The sequence below is a fragment of the Kitasatospora sp. CM 4170 genome, from assembly GCF_032110285.1.
GTDB lineage: Bacteria > Actinomycetota > Actinomycetes > Streptomycetales > Streptomycetaceae > Kitasatospora > Kitasatospora aburaviensis.
The window spans coordinates 5242610-5257006 of the sequence record NZ_CP134877.1 but is presented as its reverse complement, the minus strand read 5'-3'; the positions used below and the strand labels follow the sequence as shown (position 1 = coordinate 5257006).

Below are 14397 nucleotides of genomic sequence, written 5' to 3'. Positions count from 1 at the left end.
CACGCCCACGCTACCGGTTCACCGAACCGGGTGACCACGTGGGCGGTCCATCCCTCACCGGCCCCTCACCTGCGCGCCGACGCCCCGCTCGGGCGGACCGCTCGGGCCGCCCGGTCAGGCGGCCTCCGCCTCCGCCCGGGCCTGGAACTCACGGACCACCCGCTGCTCCCGGTAGGGCTCCAGCCGGCGCCGGAACTCGTCGAGGTACTCCACCCCCCGGTTCGACCGCAGCCCGCTGAGCAGCCGGACCGCCTGCGCGCCCGTCTCGCAGGCCCGCTCCAGGTCGCGCTGCTGCAGCTGCGCCGTCGCGAGCAGCACGAGGTCCACCGCGCGGCGGCGCACCCTGGTCGGCGGGTGCAGGTCGAGCGCCCGGCGGGCGTAGTGCTCGGCCGGGCCGGCCTGCTCCAGGTCCCGGTGGCAGTGGGCCAGCTCGTCGGCGAGGTAGGCGTCGTCGAAGTGGACGATCCAGTTCGGATCGTCCTCCGGGCGCCGCCGCTCCATCGCCTCCAGGGCCTTGGCGGCCACCGCCTCGCACGACCGGGCGTCGCCCAGCAGTGCGTGGCCGCGCGCCTCGGCGGCGTAGAACATGGCCATCGCCGTCGGGGTGGCGACCGAGCGGGCGCCCTCCTGGGCGGCCCGGGCGAGTTGGGCGATCTCCCGCGGGTTGCCCAGGGTCGCGGCCAGGTGGCTCATCGAGGCGGCCAGCACGTAGCCGCCGTAGCCGCGGTCGTCGGCGGCCTGGGCGAGCCGCAGCGCCTGGATGTAGTAGCGCTGGGCCAGGCCGGGCTGGCCGGTGTCCACCGCCATGTAGCCCGCCAGCTCGGTCAACCGGGCTACCGCCGCGAAGAGTTGCCGACCGGTCTCCTCCCGGTAGGCGCCGCCGAGCAGTCCGGAGACCACGCTGTTCAGGTAGTGCACCACCACCGGGCGGACGTGGCCACTGCCGAAGCGGTGGTCGAGGTCGACCAGCATGGCCGTGGTCGCCCTGATCGCCGCCACGTCGGTCGGCCCGACCCGCGGACCTCCGGTGCGCGCCACCACCGGGTCGGGCGGGGTGATCAGCCAGTCCCGGCTGGGCTCGACCAGGGCGGAGGCCGCGACCGTCGCCCCGGTGAGGAAGTCCCGCCGGCCGACGTCGCTGCGCCAGAGCTCGCAGACCTGCTCCAGGGCGGCGCTCAGGGTCGGCGCGAACTGCAGCCCGATGCCGGAGCTGAGGTTCTTGCCGTCGGCCATGCCGATCTCCTCGACCGACACGCTCCGGCCGAGCTTGCGGCCCAGCGCCTCCGCGATCACCGCCGGCGCCTGCCCCCGCGGCTGCTGGCCGCGGAGCCAGCGTGCGACGGAGGTCTTGTCGTAGCGCAGGTCCAGACCGTGCTCGGCACCGCAGAGGTTGACTCTCCGCGCCAGGCCGGCGTTGGAGCAGCTGGCCTCCTGGATCAGCTGCTGCAGACGCTCGTTGGGCTGTCGTGCGACAAGTGGTCTCGCGGCCATTGGGCTTCGCCTCCCCACACCCTCCGGTCCGGCCGGCGGGCGACGATTCTGCTGATCTGTTGCCGACTGTCCGACCGTCCAAGGAATCTGACACAAGGTTAGCGATCAGCGACGCCCCCGGGATACCCACGGTGACAATCCCCACCCCCCACGCGCCCTGGGAAATGCTCCCGTGCGCCCCCACTGCGCCCGCCACCGCGCGCCACCCCCCGCACCGGCTCGATCACCTCACCGGTTCGGGTGACATTGCCATCACGCGGCCGACCGGCCCGCACCGGCCCGTAACCAGCCTCACGCACGGTAGTTGAGCAGCGCGTGGAAGACATCCCAGACTCCCCCGACCAGGGCAACGCCGGACCGCCCCCGCTGCTCATCGAAGCCGTCAGCTACGCCGAGAGCCGGCACTGGGAAGTCGCCCCGGGTGCCTGGCTGATCGACGGCGACGGGCCGGCCCGCTGCTCGTGCGGCGACCTGCGCTGCCCGCTGCCCGGCGCGCACCCGATCGACGCGGACTGGGCGCGCAAGGCGAGCGCCGGCCCCGGCGCGGTGCGGCGCTGGTGGACCGAGCGGCCGGAGGCGTCGATCCTGCTGCCCACCGGCCGCTCCTTCGACGTCCTGGACGTCCCTGAGGTGGCCGGCTGCCTGGCGCTGGCGCGGATGGAACGGATGGACCTCCAGCTCGGCCCGGTGGTGGCCGTCCCGGCCGCGCCCGGTCGTCCCGGCCGCCGGCTGCACTTCCTGGTGCTGCCGGGCGTGGCCGCCAAGCTGCCGGAGATGCTGCGCAAGCTCGGCTGGCCGCCCGGCCGGCTGGACCTGGTGGCCCGCGGCGAGGGCGACTGGACGGTGGCCCCGCCGTCCCGGGTCGGCCCGTCCGGCTTCGCCCAGTGGGCCCGCTCGCCGTCGGCGCTGAACCGCTGGCTGCCGGACGCCGCCGAGCTGATCAGCCCGCTCGCCTACGCGTGCGGGCGCGAGGCCCCCTCACCCCGCCCCCAGGCGGCCCAGCCGGCGCCGGTGCACTGACCCGCCCCTGACGGCCCTTCGAGCCTTTCCGGGCCGCCCCCGGGGCCATTCGGGCCCCGCCCCCGGCCGTCCGGCCCCGGGGAGCCGACGGTGATTCACCGTCCCGTGGACAGCCGCCCTGCGCCGATCGGGTGAGGGTGGGCGACGCGCGACACCCCGCGCGCGACTGACGGGCCTTGCCTCCCACCGGAGGCGGGGCCCGTCAGACGCATGTGCGGATAAGGCTTCGGTGTACCCGCTGGTCAACGGCGGAAGCCCCTCGTACGAGTGACAGCGCTCAAGGATTGCCATGATCTGCCGAGGGGAGGAATTCCACCGTGAGGGGACGCCGGAAGGGACGCTCGGACGGGGAAGCCGGGCGGGGCGGTCGGGAGGGAACGGAGGGGACGGGGGAACGGAGGGGCCGTGGCACCGGCCGGGTTCGGGGAGGCCGGTGCCACGGAAGCAGGGAGGGCGGGAGGGACGGGAGGGAACGGGGCGGGAACGGGCAGGGCCCGGTGCGCGGGGACGCACCGGGCCCTGCCCGCTGCCACGGGATCTGCCGCGCGGCCGGTCGGGCGACCGGCGGCCGACTCGACCGCAGGCCGGCTCGACCGGCGCGGGCCGGTCAGGCCTGCGCGACGAAGACGTGCGCGGCGATGTCCTTGCCCAGCTCGGCCGCGTTGTCGCCGGTGCCCACCAGCACCCCGCCGACCCCGGGAGCGACCCGCACCGTCGAACCCGGCCGGACCCCGGCCCGGCGCAGCGTGCGCATCAGCTCGCCGTCGGTCTGGATCGGCTCGCCGATCCGGCGGACCACCACGTCGGCGCCGTCCTCGCCCGGGCTCACCGAGTCCAGCGGGACGAGCGCGGCGTCGAAGCCCTCGCCCTCGGCCTTGGCATCGCCCAGCTCGTCCAGGCCCGGGATCGGGTTGCCGTACGGCGACTGGGTGGGGTGGCCGAGCATGGCGAGCACCTTGCGCTCCACCGTCTCGCTCATCACGTGCTCCCAGCGGCAGGCCTCCTCGTGGACCTGCTCCCACTCCAGGCCGATCACGTCGACCAGCAGGCACTCGGCGATGCGGTGCTTGCGCATCACCCGCACCGCGAGCCGGCGGCCCTCCTCGGTGAGTTCGAGGTGGCGGTCGCCCGCGACCTGGAGCAGCCCGTCGCGCTCCATCCGGCCGACCGTCTGGCTGACCGTGGGGCCGCTCTGTTCCAGGCGCTCGGCGATCCGGGCACGCATCGGAACGATGCCCTCCTCCTCCAGTTCCAGGATGGTGCGAAGGTACATCTCAGTGGTGTCGATCAGCCCAGACATCGCCGCTGGCTCCGTTCTTCGGTGTCCTCACCGCCAATTCTGACCTACCGCACCGACAACCGGGCCCGCCCAGGGGCTTCCGGGAAGGGTTTTCGTTCCTGTTGACAGCGGCACCGGTGAGGCAGCACGGTGCTCGCCGTAGCTTTCTCCATCGGCGGTCTGGACCACCCCGGCCCGCCCCGCGCGGCCGGCTCCCCCACCGGCAGAGAGCGAAGGCACAGATGAGCGACCTGGTCGGCCGGTACTTCGACGCCGCGATCGCCCACCTCCAGCGGGTCCGCGCCGAGGAGGCCGACGCCATCGAGGCCGCGGGCGCGCTGCTGGCCGAGGCGGTCACCCAGGGGCACAGGATCTTCACCTTCGGCTCCGGCCACTCCGCGCTGCCGGCGCAGGACGTGGTCTACCGGGCCGGCGGGCTGGTTCCGGTCAACCTGCTGAACGTCCCGGGGGTGGCCGGGGTGACGGTGATGCCGGCGCCGCTGTCCAGTGCCCTGGAGCGGGTCTCCGGCCTGGCCACCACCACCCTGGACCTCACCCCCGCCACCGCGGGCGACCTGCTCTTCGTCATCTCGCTCTCCGGCCGCCAGGTGATGCCGGTCGAGCTGGCCCGGTACGCCCGCGACCGCGGCCTGAAGGTGATCGGGGTGACCTCACTGGCCTACCCCGGCGAGGTCCCGTCGGCGCACCCGTCGGGCACCTACCTGAAGGACCACTGCGACGTCGTGCTGGACAGCAAGATCGCGGTCGGCGACGGCGAGCTGAGCCACCCGGCGGCCGAGACCTCCTTCGGCCCGGTCTCCACCGTCGTCACCAGCGCCCTGATGCAGGCCGTGGTGGCCTCGGCGGTCGGCCGGCTGGCCGACGCGGCGGCGGCCGGCGACGGCGCCGCCCCGCCGCTGTTCCGCTCCGGCAACGTGCCCGGCGGCACGGAGTGGAACGCCAAGCAGATGACCGACAACGCCGACCGGATCTTCTACACCTACTGATCCGCGCGCGGCCCGGGTGGGGTGCGGCGCCCGCCCGCGCGCCCCGGACCGGCCGCGCCCGCGCCGAGGGCCGCCGCAGGCCCGGCGGGCCCTCCGGCCCGGGGCGTGCGGCGCACGGTCCGCGCCCACCGGTCCGGGCCCGAACGGCCCGAGCACCGCGATATGGGACAACCTGCGGCGGCTTCCCGGCCATTGCGGCCGGTCCGCGGCCGGACCAGGCGTACCGCGGCGGCGGGGCGGGCAGGAGAGCGGTGCGACCGGAGCGACGGGTGGGGGCCGAGGATGGCGTCGGGTGCGGAGCCGATGGGGAGGGTGCGGGAGCGCGAGCTGCTGCCCGCGCTGTTCTGGACGGCCGACTCGGCCTCGCTGCAGGGCCAGCGCCGGTCCGTCCTCCTCTCGGCCTGGGAGCTGGTGCTGCTGGTCGCCGCGGCCGTGTTCGGCTCCGCCGACGGTGAGCCGTGGGCCTGGTCGGCCGCGGTGGCCTACCTCGGCGCGATCGGCCTGGCGGTGGTGATCAGCCGGCAGAACCCGCAGGGCCTCTGGTACGAGGGCCGGGCGGCCGCCGAGTCGGTCAAGACGCTCGCCTGGAAGTTCGCCGTCCGGGCCGACGCCTTCCAGCCGCCGCCGCGCACCCTGCCCGACGCCGAGGGGCTGTACAGCTTCCAGCTCGGCCGGGTGCTGAACGCCTTCCGGGGCAGCCGCGCGGTCGGCGCGGCCGCGGAGCGCCCCGAGGCGCCGATCACCGCGGCGATGCGCGGCCTGCGCGACCAGCCGCTGGCGGTGCGCCGCGAGGTGTACCTGCGGGAGCGGATCCTGGTGCAGCACGACTGGTACCGCGCCAAGGCCCGGTACTGCGCCCGGGCCGGCTTCTGGACCGGCGTGCTCGGCGTGGTGCTGCCGGGGCTCGGCCTGGTGCTCGCGGTGCTGCGGGCGATGGGCGAGTTCGGCTACGACGCGCTCGGCACCGTCTCCGCGGTGGCCGCCTCGGTCACCGCCTGGGCCCAGCTGCGCCAGTACCGCCCGCTGGCCGCCGCCTACGGGCTGGCCGCGGACGAGCTGGAGCTGATCCGCGACCAGCTGGCCCGGCTCGACCTGGGCGCGGCGGACGCCGAGGAGGTCTGGGCCCGGCTGGCCCGGGACGCCGAGGACGCCGTCTCCCGCGAGCACACCACCTGGCAGGCCCGCCGGGAGGTCCGCGGGACCACGGACCGGGACCACTGACGGGGGACCGACCGAACGGGGCCGCCGACCGGAGCACCCCGGAGTACTGAGGAGGCCGCGCGTGACGTTACGGATGGTCAAGGCGGCGGACGGCCGCGCCCTCGCCGTCGAGACGGTGGGCGACCCGCGCGGCCGGCCGGTGTTCCTGCTGCACGGCACGCCCGGCAGCCGGGTCGGCCCGCACCCGCGCACCAGCGTCCTGTACCGCCTGGGCATCCGCCTGGTCTCCTTCGACCGGCCCGGCTACGGCGACTCGGCCCGGCTGCCCGGCCGCCGGGTCAGCGCCGCCGCGGCCGACGTGCGGACCATCGCCGACGAGCTCGGCATCGACCGCTTCGCCGTCCTCGGCCGCTCCGGCGGCGGCCCGCACGCGCTGGCCTGCGCGGCGCTGCTGCCCGAGCGGGTCACCCGGGTCGCCCTGCTGGTCAGCCTGGCCCCCCGGAACGCGGCCGGTCTGGACTGGTACGGCGGGATGACGCCGTCCAACGTCCGGGCCTACCAGGAGGCCGAGCGCGGGCACGACCAGATCGCCGCCTCGATGCGGTTCCGCTCCGAGCAGATCAAGGCCGACCCGGTCCGGCTGCTCAAGGGTCTGCGGCCCGAACTGCCGCCCACCGACCGGGAGGTGGTCGCCGACACCGGGCTGCGCCGGATGCTGCAGAGCAACTACCGCGAGGCGTTCCGGCACGGCGCCGACGGCTGGATCGACGACGTGCTGGCCTTCACCGCCGACTGGGGGTTCAAGGTCCAGGACATCGCCGTGCCGAGCTGGCTCTGGCACGGCGCCGACGACCAGTTCTCACCGGTCGAGCACTCCCGCTGGCTGGCCGACCACATCCCCGGCGCCGCCCTCTACCTGGAGCCCGGCGCCGCGCACTTCGGAGCGTTCCGGATGATGGCCACCGCGCTCAGCTGGGCCGCGGGGTAGGGCCGGCCGCCGTGGACCGGCCCGCGGGTGTCAGGCGCCGACCGGCGTGACCGGATCGCCGCCGGCCAGCACCGCGAGGACGTTGTCCACCGCGAGGCCGCCCATCGCCTGCCGGGTCCGGACGGTGGCGCTGCCCAGGTGCGGGGCCAGCACCGCGCGCTCCTGGGCCAGCAGCGCCGGCGGCACCTCCGGCTCCCGCTCGAAGTTGTCCACGGCCGCGGCGAACAGCGCGCCCGACTCCAGTGCGGCGGCCAGCGCCTCCTCGTCGACCACCCCGGCGGTCATCGCGACCACCACCGCCCCGGGCGGCAGCAGCGCCAGCCGGCGGGCGTCCAGCAGGTGGCGGGTGGCGTCGCTGAGCGGGCAGGTCACCACCAGCACCTCGGAGCGGGCCAGCAGCTCCTCCAGCGGCAGCCACTCGGCCCCCTCGGCCTGCTCGGCCGGCAGTTCGCGGCGGTTGTGGTAGCCGACCGGCATGTCGAAGCCACGGGCCCGGCGGGCCACCGCCCGACCGATCCGGCCCATGCCGAGCACGCCCAGCCGGGTGCCGGCCAGCTCCATGCCGAGCAGGAAGTTCGGCGCCCAGGCCCACGGCCGCCCGGAGCGCAGCCACCGCTCGCCCTCGCCCAGTCGGCGGGTGGCGGCCAGCAGCAGCGCCCAGGCCATGTCGGCGGTGGCGGCGGTCAGCACCCCGGGGGTGTTGCTGACCGCCACACCGCGCTCCGCGCAGGCGGCGAGGTCGACGTTGTGGTGCCCCACCGCGTGGTTGGCGACCAGCCTGAGGCCGGGGCCGGCCGCGTCCAGGAACTCGCCGTCCACCGTGTCGTCCAGTGTGGTGACCACCGCGGACCGGCCGCGGACGGCCGCCAGCAGCTCGGCACGCGGCATCGGCAGGTCCGAGTCGTGCTGCGTCACCGCGTGGTGGGCGGTGAGCCGCTCGATCACCCCGGGCGCGAGGCGGCGGGTGACCAGGACCGGGGGTGGCTGCGGGCTCATGGCCCCGCAGCCTACCCGCCGGCCCCGGCCCCCGGGCGGCCCGCCGTCACACCGGCTGCGGCTCCAGGTCGCGGTTGATCCGCTTCCAGCCGCGGGCCGAGACGGTGTTGGGGTGCTCCTCGCCGAACTGGCGGATCAGCTCGGCGATCGCCCGGGCCCGCAGCTCGGCCGCCTGGGTGTGCCGGCCGGCCGCCCGCAGGGTGACGGCCAGGTTGGCCTCGCAGGCCACCGCGTCCGGGTGCCGCGGCGTGTAGCGCTCGCACAGGCCGGCGTGCGCGGTGCGGCCGAGCTGCTCGGCGAGGTCGATCTGGCCGTCGTCCCCGTACGCGTTGGCCAGGTTGATCAACGCGTTGAGGGTGTACGGGTGCTCCGGCCCCACCGACCGGGTGAGCCCCTCGACGGTGGCCAGTCCGCGCTCGATCGCGCCCCGGACGTCGCCGCTGCCCCGCAGGTAGATGCCGAGGTTGTTGGCGCAGGCCAGGGTGAACGGGTGCTCGTCGCCGAACAGCCGCTTGTGGCCCTCGTAGACCGTCGTGCAGAGGTCGCGGGCGGCCTCCTTGTCGCCGGAGGCGCTGTGGTCGGCGGCCAGGTTGAGCGCGCAGGCCAGCGCGTCCGGCGCGTCGGCGCCGTACCGCTCCAGGTAGCGCTCGTAGGTCTCCTTGGTGATCCGGCGGGCCTCGGCGAGCTGACCGGTCCGGCGCAGCGAGACGGCCAGCGACTTGGCGTTGCGCAGGTTCTCCGGGAGGTCCGGGTCGAGCACGTCGCCGAGGTCTTCGGTGACCTCCTGGAGCAGCTCCACCGAGCCCCGGTAGTCGCCGAGTTCGCGCAGGTCCCGGGCCAGGTTGGACTTGGTGGAGAGGGTGTAGGGGTGCTTGGGGCCGAGCACCGCGGTGCGGCGGTCCAGGGTCTCCTGGTCGAGCTCCCGGGCGGCCTCGCTGTCGCCGACCAGCCGGTAGTCGATCGCCAGGTTGTTGGCCATCGAGAGGGTGCGCGGGTTGTCGTCGCCGAACAGCTCGCGGAACTGGTCCAGGATCTCCCGGTCGAGGTCGAGCGCGGCCTGGAACCGGCCGAGCGCCCGCCGGTCGGCGCCGAGCGAGCCCGCGGTCATCAGGGTGTACGGGTGGTGCTCGCCGAGCAGCGCCCGCTGGCGCTCCAGGGTGGACTCGTCCAGGGCCAGCGCCTCCGCGTAGTTGCCCTGCGAGCGCAGCACGTTGGCGAGCTGGAAGCGGAGCAGCAGGGTCTGCCGGTCGTCCTCGCCGAGCTTGCTGGTCCACTCCGCGTCCAGCGCGTGGCCGAGGTCGCGGGCGCGGTCCAGCTCGCCGCGCTTCCACAGGTAGCGGACGCGGTCGATGAGCAGCTGACGGGTGTCGGCCTCGTCGCAGTTGTGCGCCTTGGACGGCGACAGGTGCGGCCAGATCTCGTCGAACGCGGGCCAGTTGGCCGGGTCGTCGGTGTCGCCGAGGACCGGCCGGGCGCCGGTGAGGATGCGGTGCACCTCGTGGACGGCGACCTCCTGCTCGTCCTCGGTCATCTCGGCCCGGATCACCGCCTGGACCAGCCGGTGCACCTGGAAGCTGTTGGTGCCGGCGTCGACCTTGGCGAGCGCGTACCGGCCGATCGCCTGGATGACCTTGCCGAGCATGAACTTGTCGCTGAGGTCGGCGTCGTACTGCACCAGGGCGCGGATCATCTGGTCGCTGTAGAAGAGGTTCATCGAGATCGGCTCGGGCGCGAAGAACGCGCAGAGCTGGAGCAGCCGCACCGCCGCCGGGGACTGGGTGCGCAGCCGGGCGATCGAGACGTTCCAGGTCGCGCCGACCGGCGTGGGGTAGTCGGCCGGGCGGGCGCCGGCCAGCGCGCGAGCGGCCTCCGCCTGCAGCTGGGCGACGTAGGTGTCGACCGGGGTGCCGGTGGTGTCCAGCCAGGCGGCGGCCACCTCGACCGCCAGCGGCAGGTCGCCGACCGCGTCGGCGACCCGGTCGGCGTCCGCGCGGGAGAGCCCGCGGGCGCGCCGGCACAGGTGCTCCACGCTCTCGCCGCGGGTGAAGACGTCCACCTCCAGCGCCTCCGCGTGCCCGGACCAGGCCTGGTTGCGGGAGGTGACCAGGATGTGGCCGGAGCCGCCGGGGAAGAACCGGCGGATCTCGGCGGGCTCGTCGGCGTTGTCGAAGATCAGCAGCCAGCGCGAGGTGGGCACGCCGCGGCGCAGCGCCTCCCGGGCCGCCTCGGCGGCCTCGGTGACGGAGTCGCCGACCCGCAGGCCGAGCCGGCGGGCCAGGTCGGCCAGTGCTGGGGCGACCAGCTCGGTCTGCTCGGCGTCGATCCACCAGACCAGGTCGTAGTCGGACATGAAGCGGTGCGCGTACTCCAGCGCCACCTGGGTCTTGCCGACGCCGCCGAGTCCGTACAGCGTCTGCGGGGTGGGCAGCACCGCGGCCATGCCGCCGCGCAGCTGGTTGCGCAGCTGCTCCAGCACCGCGGCGCGGCCGGTGAAGGACGGGTTGCGCGGCGGCACGTCCCACACCTGCGGCTTGCTGCCGGGGAAGCGCGGGCCGGTGCCGGTGGTCTCGGCGAGCGGCACGTCGCCGCGGCCGAGGGCGCGCAGCAGGGTCTGCACCGACTGCGCCTCGTCGCGGCCGACCAGGTCGACCGGGTTGCGGTTGCTGAACGGCGCGGTGAGCCGGACGTCGCCGACCCGGACCGGGACCAGCTGGCGGCGGGTGCCGGACGGGTCGGAGCTGACCACCGACTCCCAGAGCGCGCGGGCCTGCGGGGAGCGCTGGTAGGCGGGCGAGAGCACCGCGACGGTCCGGTACGCGGCGTCGATGCCGCGTTCGGTCTCCTGGCGCGGGTCGGAGCCGGCGCTGAGGTCGCGGGGCAGCACCCGGAACCCGGCCCGGGTGAGGACGGACTCGATCCAGTCCGCCCACATCCGGTCCTCGGGGACGTAGGAGAGGTAGAGGTCGGCCGGGACGGACGGGCGGCGCCGGGTGAAGGCGTCCACGTAGCGCAGCCGGAGCTCCTCGTCGACCGGCGGCAGCGAGCCGACCCGGCCCTCGGTGATCACGCCGGTGAGCCGCTCGCAGGCGGCCAGCATCGAGGTCTGGGTGCCGCCCTGGTCGCCGAAGGTCGCCAGGATCTCCTCGTAGGCGTAGAACGGCCGGTACGGGATCTCCACCGAGCCCCAGTAGTGGGCGAGTTCTTCGCCGGCGAGGCCGGCCGGCAGACCGTCGAAGCGGATCCGGGCCAGCGCCCGGCCGGCGTCGGCCTTCTCCTTCTCGCCCTCGTCGATGCGCATCGGCACCGGCAGGATGCGGATGCCGCGCTCCCGGTAGCGGTCGTGGATGTGCTGGGCGATCCGGGAGGCGCCGTCGATCGACTGGTCGCTCAGGGTGAAGCAGACCACCAGGTCGTCGGGCATCTGGACGGTGCAGATCTCGGCGATGTCGGAGAGGCCGGTGCGGGAGTCGATCAGGACGTAGTCGTAGCGCTTGCTCATGTCGGCGCGCAGGGCGTCGAAGAACTGCCCGCCGGCGAAGCGGTCGTAGAAGATGTCCCAGTCCAGGTGGGTGACGGCCTCGGAGTAGTCGCGGTTGAACTGGCCGGCGGAGAGGAAGTCCAGGCTGCCGCCGTCGGGGAACATCGGCCAGGAGAGCGAGAGCGCGTGCGGGTGCACCCGGGCGAAGTCGAGGTGCCAGCCCTCGGCGTGCTCGACCGGCCGCAGCGCCTCCTCGCGGTACTCGGCGATCAGGTCCATCATGCCGGTGGTGCCGGCCAGCACGGTGGGGTCGAGGAACGGGTGGAAGAACTTGGCCAGGCCGGGCGCCTCCAGGTCCCAGTCCACGGTGAGCACCCGGAAGCCGTTGGCCGCGAGGATCCACGCGGTGTTGGCGAGCGCCATGGTGCGCCCGGTACCGCCCTTGTAGGAGTAGAAGGTGATGATCCGGCCCTGCCGGTCCTGCTCCGCCTCCCGCTGGGCCGCCAGCTCGGCGGCGCTCAGGCCGCCGAGGCGGAGGTTCCTGGTGCGGTTCTCACTCATGTGGTTCCTCCCCCAAACGGCGTCCCGTCGTCCGGGCGATCGCCTGCTTCGCGTGGATGGTCGTCGTGGGCGGGGAGGCCGGGCCCGTCCCGGCCGCGGCCGTGCCGGAAGGCGTCCCGCAGGTTGGGCCGGGGCGGAGGCGGTTCCTCCGGCTCGGTCCTGGTCCGGCTCTCGAAGGCGTACTTGGCTTTCATCGCGGCCCGGGGCAGCGCGTCGTCGAACTCCTCCAGGCTGCCCAGCCCTGGCTGCCCCCCGGTGGCGCCGAGGAAGCTGGGCCGGGCCGCCCGGTGGGTGAACCGCAGGGCCTGGTCGCTGAGATCGCCCATCTCGCGGTGCTGCTCGGCGCAGTCCGGGTCGTCCATGTTCCATGGTTCCAGGACGCTCACCCAACCGCAGTCCGCACGGTCGAATCGACGGACGAGTTCACGCCACCGCTCGTCCTTCAGCACCCAGCGGTCGAGCAGCAGGAGGCCGGGGGCGGTGGGCTCGCCGCCCCCGATGATCTCCTCGGCCTCGCCGTCGAACTCGTGCACGGTGGCCTGGAAGCCCAACTGCCTGGCCAGGCGCACCGCGTGCTCGGCGAGCGGGCGGGGGGCGGCCGGCCGGAAGGGGTGCCAGTCGGTGCGCTTCTCGCCGTAGTAGTCGGGGTTGCGCTCCGGCGGCACGTCGCCGCGGTGGTAGGCGAGGACGGAGATCCGCAGCCGCTTGGTGGGCGCGGTGACGTTGAAGGCGCTGGGCTGCGAGTTGAAGTCCAGCCGGCGCCCGACCGGGATGACCGTCTCCTCCGCGACCTCCACGATCCGCCGGGCCAGCCGGTGCACGGCCAGCTCGTAAGCACCGCGGAAGTAGCTCAGCTTCATCAGCGCGTACAGGCCCTCGGTCGCGTAGTCGGGGCCGAAACTGGCGTGGTTGAACTGGAGTTCGCTCGCCACCTCGGGCAGCCGGTAGCGGCTCATCGGCGCCCAGAGCACCGGGACGATGCCGCTGGTCCGCTCCGAGTCGAAGTTGGCCGGGTAGACCGGCCGCCGGGTGAAGGAGTACCACTCCTGGCCGCACGGCACGCTGTTGAAGTACCGGGGCGAGTAGAGCGGCACGAAGACGCGGCAGGTGGCCAGCTCCTCCGCGAGCCGTTCGGCCCACAGCTCCCCCTGGTGCATGGACTCGTCCATGAACCCGACCGGGACGCCCGCCGGAACGGTGGTCAGCTGCAGCACGGCCTCGCAGAGGTCGCGGTACAGCTGCCGCACCCAGTGGTTGGGGTCGCCGGCACCGCGCGCACCGGCCCGCGGGGTGTGCGCGTAGCTGAGGAAGAAGTACGGCCGGGAGGATTCCTCGTCCCCGCCATGGTCGTTCACACGCGCCTCCCCCTGGCCCGCCTGCAACCGCCTTCCCGCGAGTCCCCGCACGCGGGGCTTCAGTGTAGGAACGACTGACGCCCCAATGGAATAGCACATCGGGCCGCACGAATTGACATGACTGAAACGACCGCCCCCGCACGGCCGCCGACGGCGAGATCGACCACCTCGGCCAGCGGGGCGTTCAGGCCCGGGATCTCAGGAGGATCTGCTCTGCCAGGTCCACGGCCTCCCGGACCGGCACGAGGCGGCAGTGGGCGGCGCCGACCCTGCCGGTGGTGACGCCGGTGGCGGCACGCAGGACCTCCTCCCCCAACTCACCGAAGTGGAGGTCGTCCAGGTCCGGGGCCTTGAAGGAGATCCAGCCCTCCGGTCCGACGCAGCGGTACTCGCGCAGCGGCACGTCGGGCATGCGCAGGTCCGCGAGGTGGAAGGCGGTGAACCGGGACATCGGGACGCCGAGCATCAGCACCCTGGCGTCGTGGTGGTAGAGCCGGCCGAGGGGGGACTCCGGGCCCAGGTGCGAGGTGCGCGGGTGGGGTTCCGTGATCTCCCGGGCGAGTCGGCCGACGGCGGCCCACGACGTCTGCGGGTGCGCGCTGCGAAGGGCGCCGCGGTGTGTGCGGATCTGTTCGGAGAGGGCCCCCATGGTCGGGGAGCACCGCGTGGTGGCCGGATCGAAGGGGGGCATCCGGGCGTGGAAGTCGGCCACCTCCGCCGGTGAGAGCCGGGCCGAGGCGGCCGCGTGGATCCGCGAGGTGGCCGAGTTCTCGGGTGTCGCGGTGTAGGCGACCAGCGTGCCCTGCTCGCCCAGGAGGTCGAGCAGCACGTCCGCCACGGCCGCGGCTCCGCCGGCCACGGGGCCGAGGGCCCGCAGCGACGCCTGGACGTGGAGCACCATGCCGGCGCGGACCCCCAGCCGGGTGAAGCTGCGGACCAGGTGGTCCCGGTCGAGGGCGACGACGCTGTCGGCGCGGGGTTCGGTGAGGATGACGGATTCCCGGGGTCGAGGGCTCCGGACGCGGGTGCCCGGGGCGGGGTGGGGTGCGGGGCCAGGATGG

At 74.4% G+C, this 14397-nt stretch carries 10 protein-coding genes; 4 read left to right on the top strand and 6 right to left on the bottom strand.

The annotated features are described in order from the left end of the window. Positions 1-114: 114 nt before the first annotated feature. Complete coding sequence (locus tag RMN57_RS22500; protein WP_313765136.1) at positions 115-1491, bottom strand: transcriptional regulator; 1377 nt, start codon at positions 1489-1491, stop codon at positions 115-117. A 324-nt stretch (positions 1492-1815) separates the two neighbouring features. Here RMN57_RS22500 and RMN57_RS22495 point away from each other — a divergent pair, with 324 nt between their 5' ends. Further along, positions 1816-2511, top strand: coding sequence for a bifunctional DNA primase/polymerase (locus RMN57_RS22495; RefSeq protein WP_313767918.1), 696 nt, complete (start codon positions 1816-1818; stop codon positions 2509-2511). Between the two features lie 607 nt (positions 2512-3118). On the opposite strand, the gene RMN57_RS22490 is transcribed toward RMN57_RS22495, so the two are convergent. Further along, the gene (locus RMN57_RS22490; protein ID WP_238951247.1) at positions 3119-3811 is read right to left on the bottom strand and encodes a metal-dependent transcriptional regulator; all 693 of its coding nucleotides are present in this window, start codon (positions 3809-3811) and stop codon (positions 3119-3121) included. A 221-nt stretch (positions 3812-4032) separates the two neighbouring features. On the opposite strand from RMN57_RS22490, the gene RMN57_RS22485 reads away from it, so the two are divergent. The 3 genes from RMN57_RS22485 (at position 4033) to RMN57_RS22475 (ending at position 6946) form a co-directional block, all read left to right on the top strand. Next, complete coding sequence (locus tag RMN57_RS22485; protein ID WP_313765135.1) at positions 4033-4797, top strand: SIS domain-containing protein; 765 nt, start codon at positions 4033-4035, stop codon at positions 4795-4797. A 303-nt stretch (positions 4798-5100) separates the two neighbouring features. Next, the gene (locus RMN57_RS22480) at positions 5101-6018 is read left to right on the top strand and encodes a DUF4231 domain-containing protein (RefSeq protein ID WP_313765134.1); all 918 of its coding nucleotides are present in this window, start codon (positions 5101-5103) and stop codon (positions 6016-6018) included. A 73-nt stretch (positions 6019-6091) separates the two neighbouring features. Further along, a complete protein-coding gene (locus tag RMN57_RS22475) occupies positions 6092-6946 on the top strand; it encodes an alpha/beta hydrolase (RefSeq protein ID WP_313767917.1) in 855 nt (284 codons plus the stop codon). Between the two features lie 30 nt (positions 6947-6976). On the opposite strand, the gene RMN57_RS22470 is transcribed toward RMN57_RS22475, so the two are convergent. The 4 genes from RMN57_RS22470 to RMN57_RS22455 form a co-directional block, all read right to left on the bottom strand. Continuing rightward, positions 6977-7942, bottom strand: coding sequence for a D-glycerate dehydrogenase (locus tag RMN57_RS22470; RefSeq protein ID WP_313765133.1), 966 nt, complete (start codon positions 7940-7942; stop codon positions 6977-6979). Positions 7943-7988: 46 nt separating this feature from the next. Further along, positions 7989-11981: an FxSxx-COOH system tetratricopeptide repeat protein gene (gene fxsT, locus RMN57_RS22465; protein WP_380235731.1), complete on the bottom strand. Its 3993-nt coding sequence runs from the start codon at positions 11979-11981 to the stop codon at positions 7989-7991. Beyond that, positions 11978-13336 (bottom strand): TIR-like protein FxsC, encoded by a 1359-nt coding sequence (locus tag RMN57_RS22460; protein ID WP_313765132.1) that lies wholly within the window; start codon positions 13334-13336, stop codon positions 11978-11980. Before RMN57_RS22460 ends, fxsT begins: the two co-directional genes overlap by 4 nt. 184 nt (positions 13337-13520) lie before the next feature. After that, complete coding sequence (locus RMN57_RS22455; protein WP_313765131.1) at positions 13521-14237, bottom strand: AAC(3) family N-acetyltransferase; 717 nt, start codon at positions 14235-14237, stop codon at positions 13521-13523. Positions 14238-14397 lie beyond the last annotated feature (160 nt).

What these genes read in the sequence shown, in the direction of transcription:
- RMN57_RS22490 (WP_238951247.1), bottom strand. Translation starts at nt 3,811, where the DNA reads ATGTCTGGGCTGATCGACACCACTGAGATGTACCTTCGCACCATCCTG.
- RMN57_RS22455 (WP_313765131.1), bottom strand. Translation starts at nt 14,237, where the DNA reads ATGGTGCTCCACGTCCAGGCGTCGCTGCGGGCCCTCGGCCCCGTGGCC.
- RMN57_RS22485 (WP_313765135.1), top strand. Translation starts at nt 4,033, where the DNA reads ATGAGCGACCTGGTCGGCCGGTACTTCGACGCCGCGATCGCCCACCTC.
- RMN57_RS22470 (WP_313765133.1), bottom strand. Translation starts at nt 7,942, where the DNA reads ATGAGCCCGCAGCCACCCCCGGTCCTGGTCACCCGCCGCCTCGCGCCC.
- fxsT (WP_380235731.1), bottom strand. Translation starts at nt 11,981, where the DNA reads ATGAGTGAGAACCGCACCAGGAACCTCCGCCTCGGCGGCCTGAGCGCC.
- RMN57_RS22475 (WP_313767917.1), top strand. Translation starts at nt 6,092, where the DNA reads ATGGTCAAGGCGGCGGACGGCCGCGCCCTCGCCGTCGAGACGGTGGGC.
- RMN57_RS22500 (WP_313765136.1), bottom strand. Translation starts at nt 1,491, where the DNA reads ATGGCCGCGAGACCACTTGTCGCACGACAGCCCAACGAGCGTCTGCAG.
- RMN57_RS22480 (WP_313765134.1), top strand. Translation starts at nt 5,101, where the DNA reads ATGGGGAGGGTGCGGGAGCGCGAGCTGCTGCCCGCGCTGTTCTGGACG.